General features: G+C 45.8%; 17 protein-coding genes. 11 read left to right on the plus strand and 6 right to left on the minus strand.

Annotated features, from left to right (window positions below; genetic code table 11):
* Positions 1-68: 68 nt before the first annotated feature.
* From DW862_RS11390 to DW862_RS11415, 6 genes are all read left to right on the plus strand, one after another.
* Positions 69-1,700, plus strand: coding sequence for a sialidase family protein (locus tag DW862_RS11390; RefSeq protein WP_120068257.1), 1,632 nt, complete (start codon positions 69-71; stop codon positions 1,698-1,700).
* 290 nt (positions 1,701-1,990) lie between these two features.
* Positions 1,991-4,603 (plus strand): glycoside hydrolase family 2 protein, encoded by a 2,613-nt coding sequence (locus tag DW862_RS11395; protein WP_120068261.1) that lies wholly within the window; start codon positions 1,991-1,993, stop codon positions 4,601-4,603.
* Between the two features lie 34 nt (positions 4,604-4,637).
* Entirely contained in the window at positions 4,638-6,962 is a 2,325-nt protein-coding gene (locus tag DW862_RS11400) for a family 20 glycosylhydrolase (RefSeq protein WP_120068265.1), read from the plus strand.
* A complete protein-coding gene (locus DW862_RS11405) occupies positions 6,962-9,037 on the plus strand; it encodes a family 20 glycosylhydrolase (protein WP_087323413.1) in 2,076 nt (691 codons plus the stop codon). The genes DW862_RS11400 and DW862_RS11405 overlap by 1 nt, the downstream gene beginning before the upstream one ends.
* 195 nt (positions 9,038-9,232) lie before the next feature.
* Positions 9,233-11,977 carry a SusC/RagA family TonB-linked outer membrane protein gene (locus DW862_RS11410; protein WP_120068268.1) on the plus strand — a complete coding sequence of 915 codons (2,745 nt, stop codon included), beginning with the start codon at positions 9,233-9,235 and terminating at the stop codon, positions 11,975-11,977.
* Positions 11,977-13,677: a RagB/SusD family nutrient uptake outer membrane protein gene (locus DW862_RS11415; RefSeq protein WP_120068272.1), complete on the plus strand. Its 1,701-nt coding sequence runs from the start codon at positions 11,977-11,979 to the stop codon at positions 13,675-13,677. The genes DW862_RS11410 and DW862_RS11415 overlap by 1 nt, the downstream gene beginning before the upstream one ends.
* Positions 13,678-13,686: 9 nt before the next feature.
* Here the strand turns inward: DW862_RS11415 and DW862_RS11420 are convergent, their stop codons facing one another.
* The 3 genes from DW862_RS11420 to DW862_RS11430 form a co-directional block, all read right to left on the minus strand.
* Positions 13,687-14,826 carry a DNA alkylation repair protein gene (locus DW862_RS11420; protein ID WP_120068275.1) on the minus strand — a complete coding sequence of 380 codons (1,140 nt, stop codon included), beginning with the start codon at positions 14,824-14,826 and terminating at the stop codon, positions 13,687-13,689.
* 315 nt (positions 14,827-15,141) lie between these two features.
* A complete protein-coding gene (gene dnaJ / locus DW862_RS11425) occupies positions 15,142-16,329 on the minus strand; it encodes a molecular chaperone DnaJ (protein ID WP_004315796.1) in 1,188 nt (395 codons plus the stop codon).
* A 122-nt stretch (positions 16,330-16,451) separates the two neighbouring features.
* On the minus strand, positions 16,452-17,033 hold the full coding sequence (locus DW862_RS11430; RefSeq protein ID WP_004315797.1) for a nucleotide exchange factor GrpE: 582 nt from the start codon (positions 17,031-17,033) through the stop codon (positions 16,452-16,454).
* Between the two features lie 330 nt (positions 17,034-17,363).
* Here DW862_RS11430 and DW862_RS11435 point away from each other — a divergent pair, with 330 nt between their 5' ends.
* Positions 17,364-18,983, plus strand: coding sequence for an ABC-F family ATP-binding cassette domain-containing protein (locus tag DW862_RS11435; RefSeq protein ID WP_004315798.1), 1,620 nt, complete (start codon positions 17,364-17,366; stop codon positions 18,981-18,983).
* A 225-nt stretch (positions 18,984-19,208) separates the two neighbouring features.
* On the opposite strand, the gene DW862_RS11440 is transcribed toward DW862_RS11435, so the two are convergent.
* Both DW862_RS11440 and DW862_RS11445 read right to left on the minus strand, forming a co-directional pair.
* A complete protein-coding gene (locus tag DW862_RS11440; RefSeq protein WP_009039380.1) occupies positions 19,209-20,957 on the minus strand; it encodes an ATP-binding protein in 1,749 nt (582 codons plus the stop codon).
* 187 nt (positions 20,958-21,144) lie between these two features.
* On the minus strand, positions 21,145-23,337 hold the full coding sequence (locus DW862_RS11445; RefSeq protein ID WP_120068278.1) for a VapE domain-containing protein: 2,193 nt from the start codon (positions 23,335-23,337) through the stop codon (positions 21,145-21,147).
* A gap of 283 nt (positions 23,338-23,620) precedes the next feature.
* Between DW862_RS11445 and DW862_RS11450 the strand changes: the two genes are divergently transcribed.
* Positions 23,621-23,845, plus strand: coding sequence for a hypothetical protein (locus DW862_RS11450; RefSeq protein WP_120068281.1), 225 nt, complete (start codon positions 23,621-23,623; stop codon positions 23,843-23,845).
* Between the two features lie 485 nt (positions 23,846-24,330).
* Here the strand turns inward: DW862_RS11450 and DW862_RS11460 are convergent, their stop codons facing one another.
* Positions 24,331-24,576, minus strand: coding sequence for a DUF4248 domain-containing protein (locus DW862_RS11460; protein WP_004297879.1), 246 nt, complete (start codon positions 24,574-24,576; stop codon positions 24,331-24,333).
* A 295-nt stretch (positions 24,577-24,871) separates the two neighbouring features.
* Between DW862_RS11460 and DW862_RS11465 the strand changes: the two genes are divergently transcribed.
* The 3 genes from DW862_RS11465 (at position 24,872) to DW862_RS25910 (ending at position 26,167) form a co-directional block, all read left to right on the plus strand.
* The gene (locus tag DW862_RS11465) at positions 24,872-25,384 is read left to right on the plus strand and encodes an HU family DNA-binding protein (protein WP_008022053.1); all 513 of its coding nucleotides are present in this window, start codon (positions 24,872-24,874) and stop codon (positions 25,382-25,384) included.
* 50 nt (positions 25,385-25,434) lie between these two features.
* Entirely contained in the window at positions 25,435-25,878 is a 444-nt protein-coding gene (locus tag DW862_RS11470) for an N-acetylmuramoyl-L-alanine amidase (RefSeq protein WP_044133090.1), read from the plus strand.
* 187 nt (positions 25,879-26,065) lie between these two features.
* Positions 26,066-26,167: a smalltalk protein gene (locus tag DW862_RS25910; protein WP_151433306.1), complete on the plus strand. Its 102-nt coding sequence runs from the start codon at positions 26,066-26,068 to the stop codon at positions 26,165-26,167.
* Positions 26,168-26,187: the final 20 nt, after the last annotated feature.

Here is a 26,187-nt window from a genome sequence, read left to right on the forward strand (position 1 = left end):
GTTTGCATAGTAATATTATAGTAGAAAAGTTTTATCTTTATCGCGTTAAACTAACTAATACCCCCATTATGAGAAGAATTTATTATTTACTTTTCCTTATCCTCTTAGGATATTCTTTTGACGTAAAAGCTTCAGACACAGTATTTATCCATGAAACACAAATCCCGGTTTTGATAGAGCGGCAAGACAATGTTCTGTTCTATCTTCGTTTGGATGCAAAAGAAAGCAAGAAGCTCGATGAAATCATTTTAGATTTTAGTAAAAGTACGAATCTGACTGATATTCAGGCAATCAAACTCTATTATGGAGGAACAGAGGCGTTGCAGGACAAAGACAAAAATCGCTTTGCTCCAGTAGAGTACATATCCAGCCACCGTCCGGGTGGGACATTGGCGGCTATTCCTTCCTATTCGATCAAATGTGCAGAGGTGGGATCATCAGAAAAAGTAGTATTAAAAGGTAATTACAATTTATTTCCGGGTGTAAATTATTTTTGGATCAGTTTGCAGATGAAAAAAGATGCCTCTTTGCAGACTAAGATACTCTCTGACTTATGTGCCGTTAAAGTAGATGGGAAAGAACTATGTTGTAAATCTATTTCTCCAAAGAATATTGTTCACCGGATGGCAGTTGGAGTTCGTCATGCCGGTGATGACGGTTCTGCTTCTTTCCGTATTCCCGGGTTGGTGACTACCAATAAAGGAACCTTATTAGGCGTGTATGATGTTCGATACAACAGTAGTGTCGATTTACAGGAATATGTTGACGTGGGTTTGAGCCGTAGCATCGATGGAGGAAAGAATTGGGAGAAGATGCGTCTTCCGCTTTCATTTGGCGAGTATGGTGGTCTGCCTAAAGCACAGAATGGGGTAGGAGACCCTTCTATTTTAGTAGATACTAAGACGAATACCGTCTGGGTGGTTGCCGCATGGACACATGGTATGGGTAATCAACGCGCCTGGTGGAGTTCCCATCCGGGAATGGATCTGAATCATACGGCACAGTTGGTATTGGCAAAAAGCACAGACGATGGTAAAACCTGGTCGAAGCCTATCAATATAACAGAGCAGATGAAAGATCCTTCCTGGTACTTCCTGCTTCAAGGTCCCGGACGTGGAATAACGATGAGTGATGGCACATTGGTATTTCCAACGCAATTTATAGACTCTACCCGTGTTCCGAATGCAGGAATCATGTATAGTAAAGACCGGGGGAAAACATGGAAAATGCACAATATGGCACGAACCAATACAACGGAAGCGCAAGTGGCGGAAATAGAACCGGGAGTATTGATGCTGAATATGCGTGATAATAGAGGAGGAAGCCGGGCTATTGCCATAACGAAAGATTTGGGAGAAACATGGACAGAACACCCATCTTCCCGCCAAGCACTTCAGGAACCGGTATGCATGGCCAGTCTGATTCATGTAGATGCCAAAGACAACATATTAAATAAAGATATCCTGCTGTTTTCGAACCCGAATACGACCAAAGGACGTAATCATATAACAATAAAAGCAAGTCTGGACAAAGGACTTACCTGGTTGCCGGAACATCAATTAATGCTCGACGAGGCAGAAGGATGGGGGTATAGTTGTCTGACAATGATTGATAAAGAGACAATTGGTATACTATATGAGAGTAGCGTCGCACATATAACCTTTCAAGCGATAAAATTGACAGATATAATAAAGGAATAAAGAGTCTGTCCCGAAAGTCCGAAGATTTAAATCTATGCTTACGATTTATAGGTAGAAAGATTTAGCTATAATGAAAAAGAATATCGTTATAATAAAAAAAACGCCATTTTAGCATACATTTGAGGACAGAATACTACTCTTTATTTAACTAATTATAAGCTGAAATTTTAGGCGATTTAATTGTGGCTTTCTGGACAGCTCACGCTAAAACAACATATTTTGTTAAATTATCAGTGAAATTTGCTGAAAAAGTAATATCTTTGAAACCGTTAATATCTAATGCCCCCACTATGATGATTAATTTAATCGGAAAAAAGACTCAAATAGCATGTGGACTACTATGCTGTTGCAGTATGGCATATGCGCAGAGCAATGACAATTCCGAAGTTGTGGTTTTAAATGCAGGTTGGGAATTTTCCCAGGCAGGCACGGAGCTATGGCGACCGGCACAGGTTCCCGGCACCGTTCATCAGGATCTTATCTATCATAAACAAATTCCCGATCCTTTTTACGGTATCAATGAACAGAAGATTCAGTGGGTGGAAAATGAAGACTGGGAGTATCGGACTGCTTTTACAGTTACCCCCGAGCAACTGAAACGGGACGACGCCCAATTAGTCTTTGAAGGTCTTGATACATACGCCGATGTATACCTCAACGGAGCACTGTTGTTGAAAGCCGATAACATGTTCGTCGGCTATACGATACCCGTCAAGTCACAACTCCGTCTCGGAGAAAACCTTCTTCACATTTATTTTCATTCACCCATCCGGCAGACAATGCCTCAATATAACTCTAACGGATTCAACTATCCGGCAGACAACGACCATCACGAAAAACATGTAAGCGTATTCTCCCGTAAAGCCCCTTACAGTTATGGTTGGGACTGGGGAATCCGCATGGTGACTAGTGGTATCTGGCGTCCGGTGACCATCCGTTTTTACGACGCAGCCTCTATCAGCGACTACCACGTAAAGCAACTCTCGTTGACCGACCAGCAGGCAAAACTATCCAATGAATTGGAAATAAATAATATCCTCCCTCAAGCACTTCAAGCAGAGGTGAGAATCAATACCTCCTTCGAAGGAAACACAGAAAAAGGCATTAGCCAGGCAATCACCCTACAGCCCGGAATCAATCATATATCTATTCCTTCCGAAGTGCTGTCGCCGGTACGTTGGATGCCGAATGGCTGGGGAAAGCCCGCTTTGTATGATTTCTCCGCTCAAATAATCGTAGAAGATAAAGTCGTAGCCCAACAATCCCACCGGATAGGACTGCGCACCGTTCGCCTCGTCAATGAAAAAGATCAGGACGGAGAATCCTTCTATTTTGAAGTAAACGGCGTTCCGATGTTTGCCAAAGGAGCCAATTACATTCCCCAGGATGCTCTATTGACTAACGTCACTACCGAACGCTACCAAACCTTATTTAGGGACATCAAAGAAGCCAACATGAATGTCATTCGTGTGTGGGGAGGCGGAACCTACGAAGACGACCGTTTCTATGACCTGGCAGATGAAAACGGAATACTGATATGGCAGGACTTTATGTTTGCCTGCACTCCCTATCCGTCCGACCCAACCTTCCTGAAAAGAGTAGAAGCAGAAGCCTGCTACAACATTCGCCGTCTTCGCAATCATGCTTCCCTGGCGATGTGGTGTGGCAATAATGAAATACTGGAAGCCTTGAAATATTGGGGATTCGACAAGAAATTCACGTCGGAAATCTATCAGGAAATGTTCCAAGGCTATGACAAACTGTTCCGCCAACTCCTTCCTACCAAGGTAAAAGAGCTGGATGCCGACCGTTTTTATATACACAGCTCCCCATATTTAGCCAATTGGGGACGCCCCGAATCATGGGGGATAGGAGACAGCCACAACTGGGGAGTATGGTATGGGCGGAAAACTTTCGAATCACTAGATGCAGACCTCCCTCGTTTCATGAGCGAATTCGGTTTCCAGTCCTTCCCGGAGATGAAGACTATTGCCACCTTTGCGGCTCCTGAAGATTATCAAATCGAATCGGAGGTGATGAATGCCCATCAGAAAAGCAGCATCGGCAATGCCCTGATTCGCACCTATATGGAACGTGACTATATCATTCCCGAAAAATTTGAAGACTTTGTCTATGTCGGACTAGTATTGCAGGGACATGGCATACGTCACGGTCTGGAAGCGCACCGCCGCAATCGTCCCTATTGTATGGGTACATTATATTGGCAATTGAATGACAGTTGGCCGGTAGTGTCATGGTCGGGTATTGATTACTACGGTAACTGGAAAGCCTTGCATTATCAGGCAAAGCGTGCATTTGCTCCCGTTCATATCAACCCTTTGCTGGAAGGTGACAACCTGTGTGTTTACCTGCTTTCCGATCATCTTGACACCCGGGAGAAACTGACGCTGGAAATGAGACTGACGAATTTTGCAGGAAAGAAAGTCGGAAGAACGGTTGTCCTTCCTTCTTTGACTCTTCCGGCCAACACTTCCCAATGTGTATATCGCACTTCGCTCACCACTTTGTTTTTTCCTGCAAAGCGCCCGCTTGCGGATGACCTGCGCCATTGCTTCATGCAACTGACCTTGAAAGACAAATCCGGGCATACGGTAGCCGAAACAGTCTACTTCTTTAGAAAGACGAAAGACCTGCTTCTGCCCAAGACAACCGTTTCCTGCAAGATAAAACAGAAAGACGGCGTGTGCGAATTGACTCTGCTTTCTCCCGCTCTTGCAAAAGACGTCTTTATTGAAATCCCTTTGCAGGGAGCCCGTTTCAGTGACAACTTTTTCGACCTCCTTCCCGGAGAGCGTAAGACAGTTGTTATCACTTCTCCCCAAATAAAGAAAGGAGAGGAGATCCCTTTGACAATCAAACATATTCGTGAAACCTATAATTAATTTATTAATAACTTAACACTTAATTTTTTAGTTTATGAAACAACTCTTAAAGTTAACCGGATGTCTGGCACTAGCAGGACTTTTTGCCTCTTGCCAATCGGCGCAACAGGAAGCCAACTACCAGATCATCCCCATGCCACAAGAAATTGTAACAGCTCAAGGAAATCCCTTCATTCTGAAGAGCGGTGTGAAAATCCTCTATCCGGAAGGAAACGAGAAGATGCAGCGCAACGCACAATTTCTAGCCGACTATCTGAAAACCGCTACCGGAAAAGATTTCGCTATCGAAGCCGGAACGGAAGGTAAGAATGCAATCGTACTGACATTGGGCACGGCAAACGAAAATCCGGAATCCTATCAGTTGAAAGTAACCGGTGACGGAATCACGATTGCCGGTCCTACCGAGGCCGGTGTATTCTATGGCATCCAGTCCCTGCGCAAATCATTGCCTGTGGCTGTCGGCGCAGACATTTCCATGCCCGCTGTAGAAATCAATGACGCTCCCCGCTTTGGCTATCGTGGTGCACACTTCGATACCAGCCGTCATTTCTTTACAGTAGATGAAGTGAAAACTTATATTGATATGATGGCTTTACACAATATGAATCGTTTTCACTGGCATATTACCGAAGACCAAGGTTGGCGTCTGGAAATCAAGAAATATCCGAAGCTGACAGAAATAGGTTCCAAGAGAACAGAAACAGTCATCGGACGTAACTCCGGTGAATACGACGGCAAACCTTACGGTGGCTTCTATACTCAGGAGCAGGCGAAAGAAATAGTAGCGTATGCTGCCGAACGTTATATCACAGTTATTCCCGAAATCGACCTTCCGGGACACATGCAAGCTGCCCTTGCCGCTTACCCCGAATTGGGATGCACCGGTGGCCCGTACGAAGTATGGAGACAATGGGGAGTATCAGAAGATGTGCTTTGTGCCGGAAACGATCAAGTCTTGAAATTCCTCGAAGATGTATATAGCGAACTGATTGAAATCTTCCCTTCAGAATATATTCATGTAGGTGGTGACGAATGTCCGAAAGTACGTTGGGAAAAATGTCCGAAATGCCAGGCACGTATCAAGGCGCTGGGCTTGAAGTCGGATGATAAGCATAGCAAGGAAGAACGTCTGCAGAGCTTCGTTATCAACCATATCGAGAAATTCCTCAACGACCACGGACGTCAGATTATCGGTTGGGATGAAATCCTCGAAGGCGGACTTGCTCCAAACGCTACTGTTATGTCATGGCGTGGTGAAAAGGGCGGTATCGAAGCAGCGAAACAGAAACACGATGTCATCATGACACCGAACACATACCTGTATTTCGACTATTACCAAGCTAAAGACGTAGATAACGAACCATTTGGTATCGGTGGTTACCTGCCGTTGGAAAGAGTGTACAGCTACGAACCGATGCCGGCTTCTCTGACTCCGGAAGAACAGAAATATATCAAGGGTGTGCAAGCCAACCTCTGGACAGAATACATCGCTACCTTCCCTCACGCGCAGTACATGGTATTGCCTCGTTGGGCTGCATTGTGTGAAATTCAGTGGTCCAGCCCTGAAAAGAAAAACTATGCCGACTTCCTGTCTCGTCTTCCTCAACTGATTAAGTGGTATGATGCCGAAGGATACAACTACGCTAAACACGCGTTCGGCGTACAAGCCGAGTTTGAACCGAATCCGGCAGAAGGAACGATGGACGTTACTTTGTCTACTATCGACAATGCCCCTGTCCACTACACTTTGGACGGCACAGAACCCACTACTGCTTCTCCCGTTTACGAAGGAGTGTTGAAAATTAAAGAAAATGCCACTCTGTCCGCCAAAGCCATTCGTCCTACCGGCGAGAGCCAGACACTGACAGAGAAGATTGATTTCAGCAAATCCAGCATGAAGCCGATTGTAGCCAATCAACCAATCAATGAACAATACCTCTTCAAAGGAGCTTCCACGTTAAACGATGGTTTGAAAGGAAATAGCAGTTACCGGTCAGGCCGTTGGATCGCCTTCAACGGAAACGACATGGACATGACGATCGACCTTCAGCAACCCACTGAAATTTCGAGTGTGGCCATCTCTGTCAATATTGCAAAGGGCGACTGGGTGTTTGACGCCAGAAACCTGTCCGTAGAAGTTTCAGATGACGGAAAGACCTTCAAAAAGATTGCTTCCGAAGAATATCCGGCAATGAAAGAAATAGACAAAGACGGAGTTGTTGACCATCAACTTACATTTGCTCCTGTGACTACCCGATACGTGAGAGTCATTGCTTCACCGGAGAAAACGCTTCCGGAATGGCATGGTGGAAAAGGCAAAAACGCATTTTTATTTGTAGACGAAATCAAAATTGATTAATGAATATAAGAAAAGAATACACTAAAGTTTGTCTTTTCTTATGTATACTGGGGATGTGCTTTCATGCACATCCCATTCTGGCACAGTCCGTCATACCTGTCCCATTAAAAATGGAGAAGGGGACGGGCTCTTTTTTACTGTCAGAAAAGACAAGACTTTATACAAACCTACAAGGTGGAGAAGCGAAGCTCTGGGAGAAATACCTGAAGGCATTACCCGTTCAATTAAAGGAAGCGAGAAAGAAAGACAGGAAACAGATGCTTCTCTTATTGATAACCCCCAAGAACCACCAGTTGCCATCGCCGGAAAGCTATACCCTTTCCGTTACTCCGCAACAAATCCTGATACGCGCCACTTCGGGAGCCGGATTATTCTATGGTATGCAAACCCTGTTGCAGTTGGCACAACCTTCGGGGGCAGGCAGCTATTCCATAGCCTCTGTCGAAATAGAAGACACTCCCCGTTTTGCTTACCGTGGATTGATGCTGGATGTGTCCCGCCACTTTTCTACCAAAGAGTTTATAAAGAAACAGATAGACGCACTGGCGTATTACAAAATCAACCGTCTGCACCTGCATCTGACCGATGCGGCAGGCTGGCGGCTAGAAATCAAGAAATACCCTTTGCTGACCGAATTTGCGGCCTGGCGTACAGATCCCACCTGGAAGCAATGGTGGAACGGCGGACGTAAATATGTCCGTTTCGATGCTCCCGGAGCTTACGGCGGTTATTACACCCAGAATGATATTCGTGAAATCTTGGAATATGCCCGTCAGCATTATATCACGGTGATTCCCGAGATTGAGATGCCCTCCCATTCGGAAGAAGTGCTGGCAGCCTACCCGCAGTTATCCTGTTCGGGCGAACCTTACAAGAACTCCGATTTCTGTGTCGGCAATGAAGAAACCTTCACGTTTCTGGAGAATGTGCTGACCGAAGTCATGGAACTTTTCCCTTCCGAATACATTCATATCGGTGGCGATGAGGCCGGAAAGTCGGCTTGGAAGACCTGCCCGAAATGTCAGAAGAGAATGAAAGACGAGCATCTTGCCAATGTAGACGAGCTGCAAAGCTACCTGATACACCGCATTGAGAAGTTCCTGAACAATCATGGACGTCATCTGCTGGGGTGGGACGAGATTCTGCAAGGAGGCATTGCTCCCAACGCAACCGTCATGTCATGGCGTGGAGAAGAGGGTGGTATCGCTGCCGTAACCTCCGGCCATCGTGCCATCATGACGCCGGGTGCCTACTGCTATCTGGACAGTTATCAGGATGCTCCATATTCGCAGCCGGAAGCCATCGGTGGATACCTGCCGTTGAAGAAAGTATATTCTTACAATCCTGTTCCCGCTTCTTTAACTGCGGAACAGGCGAAGTTGGTCTACGGTGTGCAGGGCAACCTATGGGTGGAATATATTCCCACTCCCGAACACGTGGAGTATATGATTTACCCCCGAATCCTGGCATTGGCGGAAACAGCTTGGTCGGCTCCGGAACGTAAGTCATGGCCGGATTTCCATACCCGTGCATTGTCGGCAGTGGCCGATTTGCAGGCAAAAGGATATCATCCTTTCGATTTGAAAAAAGAAATCGGCAGTCGTCCCGAGTCGCTTCAACCGGTAAGCCATTTGGCATTGGGTAAAAAGGTGATTTATAATTCACCTTACAGTTCCCATTATCCGGCACAGGGAAACACTGCTCTGACGGACGGCATACGTGGCGATTGGACCTATGGTGATGGCTCGTGGCAAGGATTCATCTCGGACAACCGCCTCGATGTGACGATTGATATGGAAAAAGAAACTTCCATCCATTCCGTCACTGCCGCCTTTATGCAGGTGGTAGGCGCGGAAGTATTCCTGCCGGAGACTGTGGTGATTTCCATTTCCGATGACGGAACCCATTTCACCGAGTTGCGAAAACAACACTTTGAAGTGAGCAAAGAAACACCCATCCGCTTTACGGATATTTCATGGCAGGGCGAAGCCAAAGGAAGATACGTACGCTATCAGGCACAGGCCGGAAGTGAATTCGGAGGCTGGATATTTACGGATGAGATTATTGTGAAATAAATATTGAAGGCATAAGGATAATACGTATGATGCGTTTTTTTAGGATTATTCCGGCCTAAAGCAACCGTGTAATCCGTATCATCCGGACTTGCTGATTTCAACCTGTCAATATCATTTAAATAAAAGAGGGAATCTACTCAACCAGATTCCCTCTTTTTTTGTTATATTTGTATTATTACCTTAAAAACTAAGAATATGGTACAACACGCTAGACTCATTTTCTACAGCCTTCTTCTTTTGGTAATCCCGTGCGAGGGCACGTTGGCACAGAAGATTCCCGTCGCGCCCATAGACTCATTGATTACCGTAGGATATGCCACCGGAAGTTTGAAAACCCTGTCCGGTTCCGTAGAGAAAATCACGGAGACACAGATGAACAAAGACCAGATAACGAACCCTTTGGAAGCAATCCGTGGACGTGTGCCGGGATTGACCATCCAGCGGGGCTCCAACGGACCGGCGGCTCTGGATGCGGTGCGCCTGCGGGGAACTACTTCACTGACCAGCGGCAACGACCCTTTGATTATCGTCGACGGAGTATTTGGCGACTTGAGTATGCTTACCTCCATTTACCCTACGGACATTGAGAGTTTTACCATTCTGAAAGACGCTTCCGAAACCGCACAGTACGGCTCGCGAGGTGCATCCGGTGTGATAGAAGTCACCACCAAAAAAGGGATGAGTGGCAGGACACAGGTGGCTTACAACGGTAGCTTCGGGATTTCCACCGTCTACAAGAATTTGAAAATGCTGTCCGGTGATGAATTCCGCCGCGTAGCATCGGAACGCGGCATTTCCATTCTGGACAAAGGGAACAATACCGATTTCCAGAAAGAGATTGAGCAGACAGGACTGCAACAGAATCATCACATCGCTTTTTATGGCGGTTCCAGTGAGTCCAGTTATCGTGTTTCCCTCGGTTTTATGGATCGTCAGGGAGTGATTCTGAATGAAGACATGAAGAATTTCACTTCAAATATGAACATGAATCAGAAAATGTTCGACGGCTTCCTGAACTGCGAACTGGGAATGTTCGGTTCCATTCAGAAGAATCATAACCTGGTAGATTATCAGAAAACGTTCTATTCGGCAGCTACGTTCAATCCTACCTATCCCAATCATAAAGACCCCGTCACCAATTCGTGGGACGGAATAACGACCGCCAGCCAAATCACCAATCCATTGGCATGGATGGAAGTGCAGGACGATGATGCCACTTCGCACATCAGTACGCACGCCCGTCTCACTTTCGATCTGATGGAAGGACTGAAACTAAGCCTGTTCGGTGCCTACACTTACAATATCGTAGAAAATTCGCAATACCTCCCCACTTCCGTCTGGGCGAACGGTCAGGCATACAAAGGAACCAAAAAGCGCGAATCCTTATTGGGAAACATGATGCTGACCTATAAGAAAAACTGGAAAAAGCATTTCTTTGACGTACTGGCACTTGCCGAACTTCAGAAAGAGACTTACACAGGCTATTATACCACAGTCAGCAATTTCAGCACCGATAAGTTCGGGTATAATAACCTTCAGGCAGGAGCGCTCCGTTTGTGGGAAGGCACTAATTCCTACTACGAGCAACCGCGCCTGGCATCTTTCATGGGACGCTTCAATTATACATACGCCGACCGCTACGTACTGACGTTGAACGCCCGTACAGATGCTTCCTCCAAATTCGGAGCCAACCATAAATGGGGCTTTTTCCCCTCTGCGTCCGCGGCATGGGTGATTAGTGAAGAAGAATTTATGAAGCAATTCCCCGTGATAGACAATCTGAAATTCCGTATCGGTTACGGTCTGGCAGGTAACCAGAGCGGGATTGACTCATACACAACGCTGAATCTCGTCAAGCCGAACGGTGTCGTCCCCGTCGGAAACTCTGCCATTGTATCTTTGGGAGATCTCCGGAATACGAATCCCGATCTGAAATGGGAAGTGAAACATACCTTTAATACCGGTTTCGACATCGCTTTATTCGGCAACCGCCTGTTGCTTTCCGCCAACTATTACAACTCCCGCACCACGGATATGCTCTACCTTTACAACGTAAGCGTGCCCCCTTTCACCTATAACACCTTGCTTGCCAATATCGGCTCCATGCGCAACTGGGGTACGGAAATCGCCATCGGTATCACCCCTTTGAAAACGAAGGACATGGAACTGAATATCAATGCCAACATCACCTTTCAACGCAACAAACTGCTTTCATTGAGCGGTATGTATAACGGCGAAATGCTTTCCGCTTCCGAATATAAAAGTCTTGCCAGCCTTGATGGAGCCGGCTTCCACGGCGGCTACAACCACATCGTTTATCAGATGGTGGGGCAACCGTTGGGCGTGTTCTATCTTCCTCACAGCACCGGACTGGAGTCCGACGGAAACGGTGGATATACCTATGGCATTGCCGACCTGAATGGCGGAGGCGTCAGTCTGGAAGATGGTGAAGACCGCTACGTGGCAGGGCAAGCCGTACCCAAAACGATTCTGGGATCTAACATCAGTTTCCGTTACAAGCGTTTCGACCTGTCTTTGCAGATCAACGGAGCTTTCGGACATAAAATCTACAACGGAACTTCCCTGACCTATATGAACATGAATATATTCCCCGACTACAACGTAATGAAGAAAGCTCCGCAACAGAACATCAAGGATCAGACCGCCACCGACTATTGGCTGGAAAAGGGAGATTACGTCAACTTCGACTATGTGACGCTGGGCTGGAACGTGCCGATTGAAAAGGTGCAGAAACTAAAGAAATATGTCCGTTCCCTGCGCTTGGCATTTACTGTCAACAATCTGGCAACCATCTCCGGTTATTCGGGACTTTCGCCCATGATTAACAGTTCCACGGTGAACTCAACGTTGGGCGTGGACGATAAACGGGGATATCCGTTGGCACGGACGTACACCTTAGGATTGAGTATTAACTTTTAATGGAGGAGGAGAGGATGAAACGATATATGAAAAATAGAAATCAGTTTTTGCAGATCTCAAAGCAAATAATCTACCCTTCAAGAATATTATTATTTTTTCTGGTGACGAGTCTGACCTTATTTTCCTGTGATAAGTTCTTACAGGAAAATCCGAAAGACAAACTACCGGAAGAGGATGTCTACAATACGATCTCGGAAGTATATCTCAATGCGGTAGCTTCGCTTTATACCTACATAGGCGGTTATAGTGACAGTCAGGGATTGCAGGGAACGGGTAGGGGAGTCTACGACCTGAACACTTTCACTTCCGACGAAGCCATCATCCCCACCCGTGGAGGCGACTGGTACGATGGCGGTTTCTGGCAAGGACTTTACCTGCACGATTGGGGAGTAGAGAATGACGCTATCCAAACTACATGGGAATATCTTTACAAAGTCGTCATGCTAAGCAACAAATCGCTCGAACGGATAGACAAGTTTGCCGAAACCCATTCCGATGCTGTACTTCCGGCATACCGGGCGGAAGTGCAGGCCATGCGAGCCATGTATTATTATTATCTGATGGATTTGTTCGGACGCATCCCGTTGGTTCAATCCTCTTCAGTGGCAATGAAAGAGGTTGTCCAGAGTGAACGGAAAACGGTTTTTGAGTTTGTATTCAAGGAATTGCAGGAAGCGGCTCCTCTGTTGAACGATGCGCACAGCAACCAGTCCGGTCCTTATTATGGTCGTATCACCCGTCCGGTAGTCACTTTCCTATTGGCTAAACTGGCTCTGAATTCCGAAGTCTATACGGACAATGATTGGACAGACGGACAACGTCCGGACGGAAAAAACATAAAGTTTACAGTGAACGGCAACGAACTCAATGCGTGGGAAACAGTCATCTACTACTGTGACCAGCTAAAGACGCTGGGCTACAACGAATTGGAATCAAAATACGAAACCAATTTCTCCATTTTTAATGAATCATCGATAGAGAATATTTTTACTATTCCGATGAATAAAACCTTGTACACCAATCAAATGCAATATCTATTCCGCTCCCGCCACTACAATCATGCCAAGGCGTACGGTCTAAGTGGTGAGAACGGCCCCAGTGCAACCATTGAAGCCCTCGAAACCTTCGGTTATGAAACAGCCGAACAAGATCCCCGCTTTGATATTTGCTATTTTGCGGGAGTGGTGCGCGACCTGAAAGGAAACATCATCAAGCTGGATGATGGCACCGTATTGGAGTATCTGCCTTGGAAAGTAGCTCTGGATATTACAGATACCCCGTATGAACAAACAGCAGGAGCCCGTATGAAGAAGTACGAAGTCGACCCGACTGCCACAAAAGACGGTAAATTGATGGAGAATGACATTGTACTGTTCCGCTACGCGGATGCTCTGTTGATGAAGAGTGAAGCGAAAGTGCGCAATGGAGCTAGTGGAGATGAAGAACTGAATGAAGTCCGTAGCCGCGTCAATGCCTCCTCTCGTCCTGCCACTTTAGAGAATATCCTTGCCGAACGCCAACTGGAACTGGCTTGGGAAGGTTGGAGACGTCAAGATTTGGTTCGCTTCGGGAAGTTTACAAGAGCTTACAGTAGCCGTCCGCAATTGCCGGATGAGGGAAACGGATATACTACCGTGTTCCCTATACCGGAGAAAATACGGGTGATGAATACAAAGTTGAAGCAGAATCCGGGGTATTAACAGCAGTTATTATTCAATCAACTCAAAACTATATTTTTCAAATTCATTCCCGTTGATAATCATAGCAATTTGATGAAGTCCGAGATGGAGCTTCCTCGTTGTAACCACCCGGAAAGAATGTTTTCGGGTGATTCGCGTGGTCGAGTTCCCGGCATATTCTTTCTCGCTGATTTTATGCACTTTTTTCGTCAACGTTCCATTTGCTTTTTGGTAGTAGATCCCATATTCGAGTCGTATCTTGGTCGTTTGATCGTTTTTGTTCAACAGTTTAAAACTAACCTCCAACGAATCCCCGACTTTCACTTCCGGGCTTGAAATTTGGAAATCCTCCACACAGATATTGCTGATAGTAGAGTTGAAGCCAAACAACTCCATCACCTCCGGATTGCCTTGTTTTAAGAGCGTCCGGCAACCGTGTTTAATAATCCAATCCACCTCTTTCGATTCTCCCTTCCATTTCTTCACTAAATCAATGACGATTTCGGGATTATCTTTCGCAATATCATTCAAATTATTGGCAACGCTCAAACGCACAAATCTTGCCGGATCATTTTTTAGATTTTCCAGAATAGGAATGATAGGCGCAGGATTCTCTTTCAGGTTCGGCAACGCCATCGCCCAGGGAAGACGCGGACGACAACCTTCTGACGCAAGCCGCCTGACTCCCCAATGTTCGTGTTTCGACCAAACCAACATCTGTTTCATCATCTGATCCGGATATTTGATAATAAAAGAATGAGCCACAAACTCGCAACTTGTGAACTGCGTGATTTTCTCTATCGCCTTGACAGAAGTTTCGTAATCGTCCAGCCCATATTGTTCGACATAATTATCCAGAATCCCCCCATACTCTAAAGTCAAACCAAACTTCGTGTCGTCTATCACCGAGAAATCAGGCCGTGTCTTTTTTATATGATCCAACAATTCAAGTATCTTAGCAATCGCCTCTTTGTAATCTGCCGGTAAAAACTTTCTTAGCACCGTTGTGATGTGCATGCAGCGTTGTTTAAGTTCCCTGCCTTCCCATTCATCGTCCATCACTTGAGATACAAACTCGCGAGCATCAAAATCGTTGATAACAAGTTTCAAATCTTTCGTAAACAGATCGAAAAATTGCTCGTTAAACATGTTTTTAAAAGGTTCTGCCATTCTTTAAATATATAGTTTAGTTAAACAGTTATTGTTTTTTTTATGGAGCGACTAAATAATGTTTCTTTGATAAATTCGTTTTTTATAATTTGAACTTTAAAGTGTTGATAATTATTTTATGCCGATCTATTTGTTTGTTATACAAATATATGCCATTTTTTTTAGGATAGCCCTATATCGCGCCTTATTTAGGTAAACTATATGAAAAGATTGTGCGAGAGGGGGGGCTATTTAGAGAATATCATAAAAAAAGTGGGCCACAAAAAGATTGCAGCCCACTTATACCTTATATATGATAATATGATAGCAAAAAGACTAATCGAAGAAACTCTTGAATTTCTTGAAAATCTTCTCTTTTACCGACGTGTTAGGTTTGAAATTGTCCGAAGCTTCCATCTTTTCGAGCGTGTTCTTTTCCTCCTTGTTGAGAGCTTCCGGCACATAGATACTGATATTGACCAGCAAATCTCCCGTACCGTACCCGTTTACATTCGGCAACCCCTTGCCACGCAAGCGAAGCACTTTACCCGGTTGAGTACCCGAATCAATCTTCACTTTCACTTTGCCGTCGATTGTCGGAATTTCCACAGCACCGCCCAGTGCAGCCGTCGGGAAACTAAGCAACAGATTATAAATCAAATCATTCTCGTCGCGAATCAAGTCCTGATGCGGTTCTTCCTCAACGAGGATCAATAAGTCGCCTGCCACACCGTTGTGCTTGCCGGCATTTCCTTTGCCGCCCATAGAGAGCTGCATCCCCTCTGCCACTCCGGCAGGGATATTCACCGATACCACTTCCTCACCGTAAACGATTCCGTCGCCACCACACTTCTTACATTTATTCTTGATAATCTTTCCCTCACCGCCACACGTAGAACAAGTGACGCGAGTCTGCATCGTGCCCAGAATGGTCTGCTGGTTACGAATCACCGAGCCGCTACCCTTACAAGTAGGACAAGTCTCCGATCCGCCGTCACCCTCGGCACCCGTGCCATGACACTGGTCGCACGGCACATATTTTTTGAGTTTAAATTTCTTTTCTACTCCGGTAGAGATTTCCTTCAATGTCAGCTTCACTTTCACACGGAGGTCACTGCCGCGATACCGGCGTTGCTGTGAACCGCCACCGCCGCCAAATCCGCTGAATCCTCCGAAGCCTCCCCCGAAACCGCCGCCGCGGCCACCAAAGATGTCGCCAAACATAGAGAAGATGTCATCCATCGACATTCCCTCGCCACCGAAACCACCGAACGGACCGCCATTGCCTGCCGCACCGCTCACTCCCGCATGACCGAACTGATCGTAACGCGAACGCTTCTCCGGATTGCTCAACACGTCGTATGCCTCGGCCGCCTCCTTAAATTTCTCTTCAGCCTCCTTGTCGCCCGGATTCTTGTCGGGGTGATACTGAATTGCTTTCTTACGGTATGCTTTCTTTATTTCTTCTACTGTGGCTGTCTTCGTCACCTCCAATATTTCGTAATAGTCTCTTTTTTCTGCCATGCCCAATTATTGATTTATGATTGAAAAGATTTATGATTTATGAATTCTGATTTATGATTTATGATTTACCCTGCAGGTCAATAGCGCAGCCATAAATCATAAATCATAATTCATAAATCTCCTCATTCTCCTACTACCACTTTAGCGTGGCGGAGCACTTTGTCGTTCAGTGTATATCCCGTTTGCACACAGTCCAGAATCTTACCTTTCTGTGCTTCCGACGGTGCGGGGATTACCGCGATGGCTTCATGGTAATCAGTGTCCAGTGGTTGGTCTTTTGTTTCGATGACTTTCACACCGTTTTGTGCCAGGACAGCCATAAATTTATTGTAAATCAGTTCTACTCCTTCTTTTACGGCATTGACATCTGTTGCCGTTTCCATTGTTTTGATGGCACGTTCGAAGTCGTCCACCACCGGAAGAATGCTGCTAAGGCTCTTTTCGCCACCGTTCAGAATCAGTTCGGCCTTTTCCTTCATGGTGCGTTTCCGGTAGTTGTCAAATTCGGCAGACAAGCGCAGGTATTTATCCTTCTGCTCTTCAATCTCCTCTTGGGCCTTTTCCAGTTCTTTTTCCAACTCTTCTTCATGAGTCAGGGGAGTGGCGTCCTCCGCTTGTTCGTTTTGCGGTTGTTCTTCCGCATGGTTTTGAGTTTCCTCAACGTTCAGTTCTTCTTCCTTCACTTTTTTTTCTTTCGGATCCATCTTGGTATTTACTATTTTACTAGTTACTATTTACTATTTAACACACACGTTATCTTACTTGGTAGAATAACGCCAATAAACATACCGGGCTGACCGGATGTCATTGATTTTGTCTGCAAAAACTTTGCCAAGTTGGCTGTTTTGCCAAAAAACGCAGCAAAGGTAACGCTTTTATGTCAGATTGGCACATATCAGATAGCTCATAATTCATTTTAAATGTCTAACTTTGCACGCTAAAATAGTTAATACTAAAATAGTAACTAACGAAATAGTAAAATAGTAGCTAGCAAAATAGTAAAATAGTAACTAGTAAAATAGTAAATAAAGAAGATGATTACAGTTTCGAACGTTTCGGTACAGTTTGGTAAAAGAGTGTTGTTTAATGACGTAAACTTGAAGTTTACGAGTGGTAATTGTTATGGTATTATTGGTGCTAACGGTGCGGGAAAATCTACCTTCCTTCGTACGATTTACGGAGATTTGGACCCGACAACGGGTACCATTGCGCTCGGACCGGGCGAACGCCTTTCGGTGTTGAGCCAGGACCACTTTAAGTGGGACTCTTATACCGTTATGGATACTGTGATGATGGGGCATACTGTGTTGTGGGACATCATGAAGCAACGCGAAGAATTGTATGCGAAAGAAGATTTCACAGATGAAGACGGACTGAAAGTATCCGAGTTGGAAGAGAAATTTGCCGAGTTGGACGGATGGAATGCGGAAAGCGACGCAGCCATGCTGTTGAGCGGACTGGGCGTGAAAGAAGATAAGCATTATGTATTGATGGGTGAGTTGAGCGGTAAGGAAAAAGTGCGTGTCATGCTGGCGCAGGCATTGTACGGAAATCCGGACAATCTCTTGCTCGATGAGCCTACCAATGACTTGGATATGGAGACAGTGACCTGGTTGGAAGAGTATCTCTCCAACTTCGAGCATACCGTATTGGTAGTGAGTCACGACCGTCACTTCCTCGATTCTGTATGTACGCACACCGTAGACATCGACTACGGAAAAATCAATATGTTTGCCGGTAACTATAGTTTCTGGTACGAATCCAGCCAGTTGGCTCTTCGTCAGCAGCAGAACCAGAAGGCGAAGGCTGAAGAGAAGAAGAAAGAGTTGGAAGAATTTATCCGCCGTTTCAGCGCCAACGTAGCGAAGAGCAAGCAGACCACGAGCCGTAAGAAGATGTTGGAGAAACTGAACGTAGAAGAAATCAAACCTTCTTCACGTAAGTATCCGGGCATCATCTTCACTCCCGAACGCGAGCCGGGCAACCAGATTCTGGAAGTTTCCGGATTGAGCAAGAAGACGGAGGAAGGCGTAGTGCTTTTCAACGACGTCAATTTCAACGTAGAGAAAGGTGACAAAGTGGTATTCCTGTCGCGCAACCCGCGTGCGATGACTGCGTTCTTCGAAATCATCAACGGAAACATGAAGCCGGATGCCGGTACCTTCAACTGGGGGGTAACCATTACCACTGCTTACCTGCCGCTGGATAATACCGATTTCTTCAATACCGACCTCAACCTGGTGGACTGGTTGAGCCAGTTTGGTGAAGGAAACGAAGTGTATATGAAAGGTTTCCTCGGCCGTATGCTTTTCTCCGGCGAAGAGGTGTTGAAGAAAGTAAGCGTACTCTCCGGAGGTGAGAAGATGCGTTGTATGATTGCCCGTATGCAGCTCCGCAATGCGAACTGTCTGATTCTGGACACTCCGACCAACCACTTGGATTTGGAATCTATCCAGGCATTCAACAACAACCTGAAGACATACAGGGGAAACATCCTTTTCTCTTCTCATGACCACGAGTTTATCCAGACGGTTGCCAACCGTATCATCGAACTGACACCGAACGGTATCATCGACAAGATGATGGAGTATGACGAATATATCACGTCCGATCACATCAAGGAATTGAGAGCGAAGATGTACGGGGATAAGTAATTCCCCGTCTTGGACGTCGTAGCCATCGTATAAAACTTAGGCGCGAATTACACGGATAACACGTTTCTGATTTTAAAGAAATCGTGCAATTCGTGCAATCCGCGCCTGATTTTTATAGATAGGATTCCATTCACCTGTTCTGATGAGATTATTTATTTAGCCCAATATCAGATGTGGAGGTGAGTGCATACCTAAATCGGTGTTTGTAATGTGACAAGTACTTTATTATACCTCTTCCATCAGCACCAATTCCCAACTGCGCCATACGATCGTTGCCAGTTTCAAGCCCCCTTTCTCACGAGCTTCTGCCACACATTCATCCTTGCTATAGCGAATCAACTGTTCCCGCGCATCATCGGCAAGCGCGCGTATCTCTTTCTCCGATGCTCCTGCTTTCGCATACTTCACCTCCAATAGATACGTGTACGGTGGAGATACAGGTGCCGCCGGACTGGGCTTAAAGAAGAAATCGGCAAAACCCTTATTCATCTCATATTCCGGATATAGTTGATAATAGCGGAACATACTTAGATAGGCGAGGAGGAATCCTTTGATATGAGCTTCCCCTTCTATGTACTCCCTTATCCGGCTCTGCTCCCGAATGGCCTCTGCTAGAAATTCGAACAACGGTTTCCAGTCTCCTTTGAAAGACATATTCTCAAACAGAGTGCGCAAGCGGTTCACGTCGAGCTTGAAGATGTCATGACGGGCATATCCCTGAATCAGGAAATTGAATAGCTGTTCGCGAACCACCAGATTGGGAATGTGCAGGATGGGACGCCCCATCATATCCACCCCTTTGATAGAAAGCAGTCCGAAATAGAACAGCAGAGATTTGAAGTTGCCCACGTCCGTCATTTCCAGTGCGGAGAAATGGGTGACTATTTCAGTCACTATCTCGCCTTGCTCCGCAATCTCCTTGATGACGGAGAAGTTTTCGCCCAGTCCATGGTCGAGACGGACAAGGTAGGCAAGCTTGTTAAAGTCCGTACGGATATTGGGATCTACAATCTCGTCCGGTTTTACTCCGTGCAATATCAATGACTTCATGCAGTAGAGCACCATGTCCGAGTTGAACATACAATCTGCTAATTTATTTTTACTGAAGCAATAATTGTCATAGTTAGGCTTCATCATTGTCACTGCATCGTCTACCGACATCGGGAGAGCGCCTTGTTCCTTATAATACGTCAGCATCTCGCGCAATTCCTTCTCGCTGAAACCTACAAGGTCGTTAAACCACGGGTCGGTGGTGATATTCGTTCCGATGTTGAATCCGCTTGTCACGTCGTCCATCGTCACCGGGCTTACTCCTGTGATGAACAAACGGTTGACGGCAGAACCCATTCCCGTCGTGGCGGCTTTGATTACATTGAAAAACCTGCGGATATACCCTTCGCCATGCGTCGCTTTTCGATATAAGTCCGTGCCGTAAGTAGAAAGAATGGTATTCGTGAAATTATCGTATTCATCAATCAGGAGATAGATTTTGATGTCTCCCTTGAGGGTGGCATACGAATTGATGGCGGATAGCAGTGCTCCCGGTTCTTCGAGCGTTTCTTCGTTCAGCACGTTCCAGATTTCCTTTCCCAAAATATGTTCGTACTTTTGCAGAAAATGTCTTAGTTTCCCGCAACAATGCAACCGGAAAGATTCCTCCACCTCATTGATATTCGAGCTCACCTCCGAGAAATTGAATCTCATGATGAGAAACTGGTTATGTATCGGCGTAGGATGCTGCCCGATATACAGATGGCCGAACAATTCGTCGAACTGGTCGGCATACCGAACGTCATAATAAGCCTCCAGCATTGCCAGCGTCAGGCTTTTCCCGAAGCGCCGGGGACGGATCAGGAACAGATAAGACGGTTGCATTTCTATCTTTTCGATAAACATCGTCTTATCCACATAATAATAGTTTTCTTTTTGGATGCGACCGAAATCCGTCAATCCGTATGGTATTTGCTTCATCATATTGCGATTCCTTTCTTTATTCATCATTCATATCGAGCAAATATACGGAAAACGGATGAATGTGACACGTTTAATGCCACTAATTTATCCGTTTATCTGTTATTTCGTGCAAAAACGACTATTCGGAGGAAAAAGCTATTTTGTGGAAAAACGACTATCCGTGGGAAAACTGCCATTTCGGGGAAAACTACAACTCCAACCCCGTCTGCACCGGAAGCTGCGGGCGTATTGAATTTTCTTTGCGCTCTTCGGCCGAATACTCCACCACCCAATATTCCGTGATGTTGTTGGAGGTCTTTCGTGAGTGGAAATGGTTGTTTTCCAATACCGTGACCAGCATTTGTTTCATCTGTGCGTTGGCCTGTGTGCGCCCGTTCATGCTCAATATTGACAGCAGCTGGGAGGCAGGATACCATTTTGCTTGTATATCGTTCGGTCTGGCTGCCCGGAAATAGAAGAAGAGATTCTCCTCTAACGGATCTTTTTGGCGGAACGCCTCATTGCGGTTGTTGAGAAACGTAATCTCCTGGTTCTCATACCAATATTGAAACCCCTGCCGGTAGAGTGCGTATGCTTGTGCATATATCCCCTGATGGTTGACAGGCGTGTGATAATCTATTTCCAGCAACGTATTGAACAGGATGCGCCTGTTCTCGCCGATGTCCGGCAGACAGTGCGGGTTGTTGGTGCTGGCGATGAATGATGCGCGGCGGATGAACGTGTAATTCTGGATGTCGTAAACCTTCCGTTCGTTCATCACATCTTGCGTGATGAGACTTTTCAGCTCCTGCATGCGTGCGGGAGAGAGCGTATCAAACTCATCCAGATTGATGAGCAGGCAGGACGACATTTGCAGGAGATGGTCTTTGTTGTCGGGACTAATCATGCCGTTGCGATAATAATCCTTCAGCTCCGGTGGGAGGAGATGGCGGACAAAAGTACTCTTGCCTTTTCCCTGTGCGCCGTGGAGCAGCATCAACTGGTGGTTTTGCGCTTCGTCGTCGATGGCACATGCCACCATTCCCACCAGCCAGCGGCGGAAGCTGTCTTCAAAAAAGGCCTGGTCTGCCGCTTTCACTGTTTTTGTCAGTTGGCCGATGTGGTCTGTTTTCCCGTCCCATGTCTGGAGTGAGGTGAAATAATGGACAAACGGGTTGAACGGCTTTGCATAGTCCGAGTCTACCAGTGCTTTCAAATTAGCTTGCGAACTGTATATCTTCTTCATCTGTGCGTTGATATAGAATGTGTTGATATCCTTTGTGCGCAGTGTACTGAAAGGCGGCTGCTCTGTTTTAGGGAGATCAGGTATTATTTTCCGGAACTCGATTTGCTCTTTCACCACGTTTCTCCTGATTTCGTAGTGTTCGTCCATAAATTTGATGATCTGGCATATTCTCGGTTGTTGGCTTTCTTCTTCTGCCTGGTCGGTCTTTGAGGTGTATTGGTAGGCATTGTGCAGGGGGAGTGTGAGGTCGAAGTCGGGTAGGTCGCCGAAATGACTGTGTGCCAGACTGACGGATTCCTCTTCCGTGATATGGCGGTGGTAACACTGATTGCCGAGACAATAGAAGAAATTGTCCCGGTTGCCTATCTCGAGACGTTCTTTGCGTTTGGTGTACTCCAGCGCCTTGCGGAAGTCGAGTTGCACTTGCAGGTCGATGGGCGACGCATTCTCCTGCACGGGGAGGAGCGGGGATCGTTTTCCCGGATTTTTGCGCTTCTTGTTTTTACATTCTTCTTCAGTGGGCAGTGTCACTTTTATGGTCAGCGGCTTCACGTTTTCCAGTCGTTCGGTAGAGAGGAAAGCGTCCGGATCGTGCGACACGAAGAATCCGCGTCCCGGGTCGCTTCCGCTGGTGTCTACTTTGGTATTGAGCAGCTTTTCATATTGGCTGCTTGCCAGGGCGTACATGCGGTGGTGGTAGCGTTCGAGGGTGAGGAAGTCTACGGTTCCCAATGCGTTCAGTTCGGTGCGTAAGGCTTCCGCTTCATTGCCGGTAAGATAGACGAAGATCTTCAGCCCGTGCATCCGGGGGCTGACGAAGCTGCCTAGCGTGTCGGGGCAATCGTTCACTAGTTGGCGGAATTCCGGGATCTTTTCTGCCGGCATATCGTCACAGTCGAGCGTGATGATGTCCTGATACGTGTCCAGACTGTAAGCCAGCCTTTCCTTGGCGTAAGTAGCCGTGATGGTGCAGTAGGGCAGTTGCTTCTTCATGTGGTCTGCTTTCACCGTTTCTCCTGCATCCATTGCTTCCCGGAGTCTCCGGATTCTGTCGCGATAGATATCTCCCCGGATAAATTCGAACATTTGCCGGATACTGATACTTCCTGATACGAGTGATAATCCCCTGTATGTCGTTATTGAGATATTTTCCATTTAAATTATTGATATGAATGTAAGTCGTGTTAATATTAACACACTGCAAAGGACGGCTTTTCATGTAGAATAAAAAAACTGCTTTTGGTACTCAAAAAGCAGTTTTTTAACAGTCGCTTCTTTCGTGTTAATCCTCAAGAAGCGTTCTTTTCATTCTTTGTATCTCGCAATCAATCTCTTCCACGCTTAATGATTCGTCCGAATCATCCGATTTCTTGAAATCAACAGTCATAAACAACAACTCTGCAAAGTATTTGGGGCTTTTAATGTTAAAAACAGAGTCATGGTCATAACAGAGATGGACAAAGGGAAGGAGATACTTCTTGCGGTCGCCTGGACTTACCTCTATTCTGTTGGTATACAAATTGTTGACAGTGCCAAGCATTTGCGTGATAAACTGGGATACTTGGGGAAATTCTCCCTTTTCGAGTGTTACAGCCTGTTTGTTCTGGTAAACGAAGCCTTCGGAAAAAATGTCTTTTTTCTCATGATTTTAAGTGTTATTTGATTAGTGTTAAAAAATGTTGGTCTAAAAAGACGCAAAGGTACGTTTTATTTTGTTTCTATCGTTTACTTATACTTTTTATTCTCTTTATATATTTTATTTGATGGAAAAAGCGTGTAATTGAGGTGGAACCCCTCCACCTCAATTACACGCTTTTTCTATATAAAAAGAATATTCTCTCGCGCCTGCGCACGTGTACATTATTAAATAAGAAAACTAACAGCATTCAATAAGAAAACACACAGTCTGTTTGTCCTCAAGATACCATGTATTACACGGAGTCCCATCATAATATCGACAGGGCACAGTTGCAGGGCTGGCATTATAAAACAGATATCGGACAGAATACCCCCATAACCGCTTTTGTTTTCATTATAGCTAATCTTGATTTCATTATAGCTAATTCTGATTTCATTATAGCTAATCTCGATTTCATTATAGCTAATTTTATTTTCGTTATAGCTAATCAGCACTTGCCCTAAAGAGATTCATGGCTCATCGAGATACCTCACGATGAGCCGCACCTGTCTTGCACTATAAGCGTGGTCGTTTTTTCCTTCGCCGCCGCTATACATTGCGTCATATAATTCTTTGTTATTTCTGATCCACTCCCTCATTTTCCGCATGGCATACACCAATGGTACATACGGATTATATAAATGTGCCAGCTCCGATTTCAAATACGGACGTATGACAAACGGCTCCTCTGCTATCTCTTCTTTTTCTGCTTTCATATCTTCGGAAAATTAATTTTATCGTATTTCAAATATACGGAAAATCTCCCGGTCCTCCAAGTGTATAAGTAAAATAAAATCATTCTGAATAAAAGTAAATACATTCTGGATGAAAGTAAGACAAAGTACGTCAGACTAAGACAAAGTACGTCATTTCATTCCCCTGTAATACACTATCTTTGAGGTATCGAAAGAAAAAGAAACAGAGCTCGTTCCTCTCTTCCGATATTGATTGCGGCAACTGCAATCTGTAATATTTATTTTTCAATTATTAATTCTCAATTTTTAATTTATCATGGCAATACCATTTAAAAGAATGGGTCGTAAAGATCCGAGAAAGGTTGATGGGGTGGTGAAGTATCATCCGCAACTTGTGACGCAGGGACAGAGTGTAGACCTGGATAAACTTGCTTACACGATGAAAGAGAAAAGTTCCCTGTCGCTGGGTGACATTCAGAGTGTGCTGACTAATCTCGTAGAAGCGATGCGTACGGCGCTGTTCGACGGTAAATCCGTCAATATTCATGATTTTGGTGTATTCAGCCTTTCCGCTACCACGCGGGGAGTGGACACGAAAGATGAGTGTACGATGAAGAACATCAAGACGGTGAACATCAATTTCCGTCCTTCGAGCAGTGTCCGTCCTAATCTGACGTCTACCCGTGCCGGTGAGAAAATCGAGTTTCTGGATCTCGACGCGCCCAAGAAAAAGAAAACCGATGGTGAAGATCCCGGTGATGAAGGTGGCGGAGACTCCGGTGGAGGTAGCGGAGGCGGTAGCGGTGAAGCTCCGGATCCGGCAGCTTAATTCGTAGAGTGCAGATAATGTTTACAACTGATAAGAAAAATAGTGGCACTATGATGAGAAAGATTGATTTGATCGTGATCCACTGTTCCGCCACCCGTGCCGACCGTTCTCTCACGCCGGATGACTTGGAGATGCAACACCGTCGGCGTGGATTTAACGGAACAGGTTATCACTACTACATCCGCAAGGATGGAACAGTGCACCTCACCCGACCGATTGAACGTATCGGTGCGCACGTGAAAGGATTCAATTCGAACAGTGTCGGTATCTGCTACGAAGGCGGTTTGGATGCCCACGGTTGTCCGGCAGACACGCGGACACCGGAACAACGGGCGGCACTCCGCTTACTGGTACATCAATTATTTGAGACTTTCCCCGGTAGCCGGGTGTGCGGTCATCGGGATTTAAGTCCCGACCGCAACGGAAACGGGGAGATTGAACCGGAAGAATGGATCAAGGCGTGTCCGTGTTTTGAGGTGAAAGCGGAGTTTTGAACTCCTGATGAGTAAAAGCTTAGTTCTCAATAGGACAACAACGATATGTGTCCAACCAGACAACGCTGATATGCGTTCAGCCGGATAACGACATCATGTAGTGAGAATCGTTTTTTTAGGAAGTAGTGCGCAGGTCATAGGAAGTAATGAATCATTTAAAGAGTTCGGAAAGGAGGTGTGTAGAGTTATGGCAAGTAAGAAATCCCTTTGGGATATGATTTTGAAAGTAGTCATCGCGGTGGCGTCAGCAGTAGCAGGCGTATTTGGAGCTAATGCGATGAGTCTGTAAGAAACAGAGGATTAGTTTAT

Source organism: Bacteroides sp. AM37-9 (assembly GCF_003603455.1).
GTDB classification, from domain to species: Bacteria; Bacteroidota; Bacteroidia; order Bacteroidales; family Bacteroidaceae; genus Bacteroides; species Bacteroides xylanisolvens.

What these genes read in the sequence shown, in the direction of transcription:
- DW862_RS11390 (WP_120068257.1), top strand. Translation starts at nt 69, where the DNA reads ATGAGAAGAATTTATTATTTACTTTTCCTTATCCTCTTAGGATATTCT.
- DW862_RS11395 (WP_120068261.1), top strand. Translation starts at nt 1,991, where the DNA reads ATGATGATTAATTTAATCGGAAAAAAGACTCAAATAGCATGTGGACTA.
- DW862_RS11400 (WP_120068265.1), top strand. Translation starts at nt 4,638, where the DNA reads ATGAAACAACTCTTAAAGTTAACCGGATGTCTGGCACTAGCAGGACTT.
- DW862_RS11405 (WP_087323413.1), top strand. Translation starts at nt 6,962, where the DNA reads ATGAATATAAGAAAAGAATACACTAAAGTTTGTCTTTTCTTATGTATA.
- DW862_RS11410 (WP_120068268.1), top strand. Translation starts at nt 9,233, where the DNA reads ATGGTACAACACGCTAGACTCATTTTCTACAGCCTTCTTCTTTTGGTA.
- DW862_RS11415 (WP_120068272.1), top strand. Translation starts at nt 11,977, where the DNA reads ATGGAGGAGGAGAGGATGAAACGATATATGAAAAATAGAAATCAGTTT.
- DW862_RS11420 (WP_120068275.1), bottom strand. Translation starts at nt 14,826, where the DNA reads ATGGCAGAACCTTTTAAAAACATGTTTAACGAGCAATTTTTCGATCTG.
- dnaJ (WP_004315796.1), bottom strand. Translation starts at nt 16,329, where the DNA reads ATGGCAGAAAAAAGAGACTATTACGAAATATTGGAGGTGACGAAGACA.
- DW862_RS11430 (WP_004315797.1), bottom strand. Translation starts at nt 17,033, where the DNA reads ATGGATCCGAAAGAAAAAAAAGTGAAGGAAGAAGAACTGAACGTTGAG.
- DW862_RS11435 (WP_004315798.1), top strand. Translation starts at nt 17,364, where the DNA reads ATGATTACAGTTTCGAACGTTTCGGTACAGTTTGGTAAAAGAGTGTTG.
- DW862_RS11440 (WP_009039380.1), bottom strand. Translation starts at nt 20,957, where the DNA reads ATGATGAAGCAAATACCATACGGATTGACGGATTTCGGTCGCATCCAA.
- DW862_RS11445 (WP_120068278.1), bottom strand. Translation starts at nt 23,337, where the DNA reads ATGGAAAATATCTCAATAACGACATACAGGGGATTATCACTCGTATCA.
- DW862_RS11450 (WP_120068281.1), top strand. Translation starts at nt 23,621, where the DNA reads ATGGTCATAACAGAGATGGACAAAGGGAAGGAGATACTTCTTGCGGTC.
- DW862_RS11460 (WP_004297879.1), bottom strand. Translation starts at nt 24,576, where the DNA reads ATGAAAGCAGAAAAAGAAGAGATAGCAGAGGAGCCGTTTGTCATACGT.
- DW862_RS11465 (WP_008022053.1), top strand. Translation starts at nt 24,872, where the DNA reads ATGGCAATACCATTTAAAAGAATGGGTCGTAAAGATCCGAGAAAGGTT.
- DW862_RS11470 (WP_044133090.1), top strand. Translation starts at nt 25,435, where the DNA reads ATGATGAGAAAGATTGATTTGATCGTGATCCACTGTTCCGCCACCCGT.
- DW862_RS25910 (WP_151433306.1), top strand. Translation starts at nt 26,066, where the DNA reads ATGGCAAGTAAGAAATCCCTTTGGGATATGATTTTGAAAGTAGTCATC.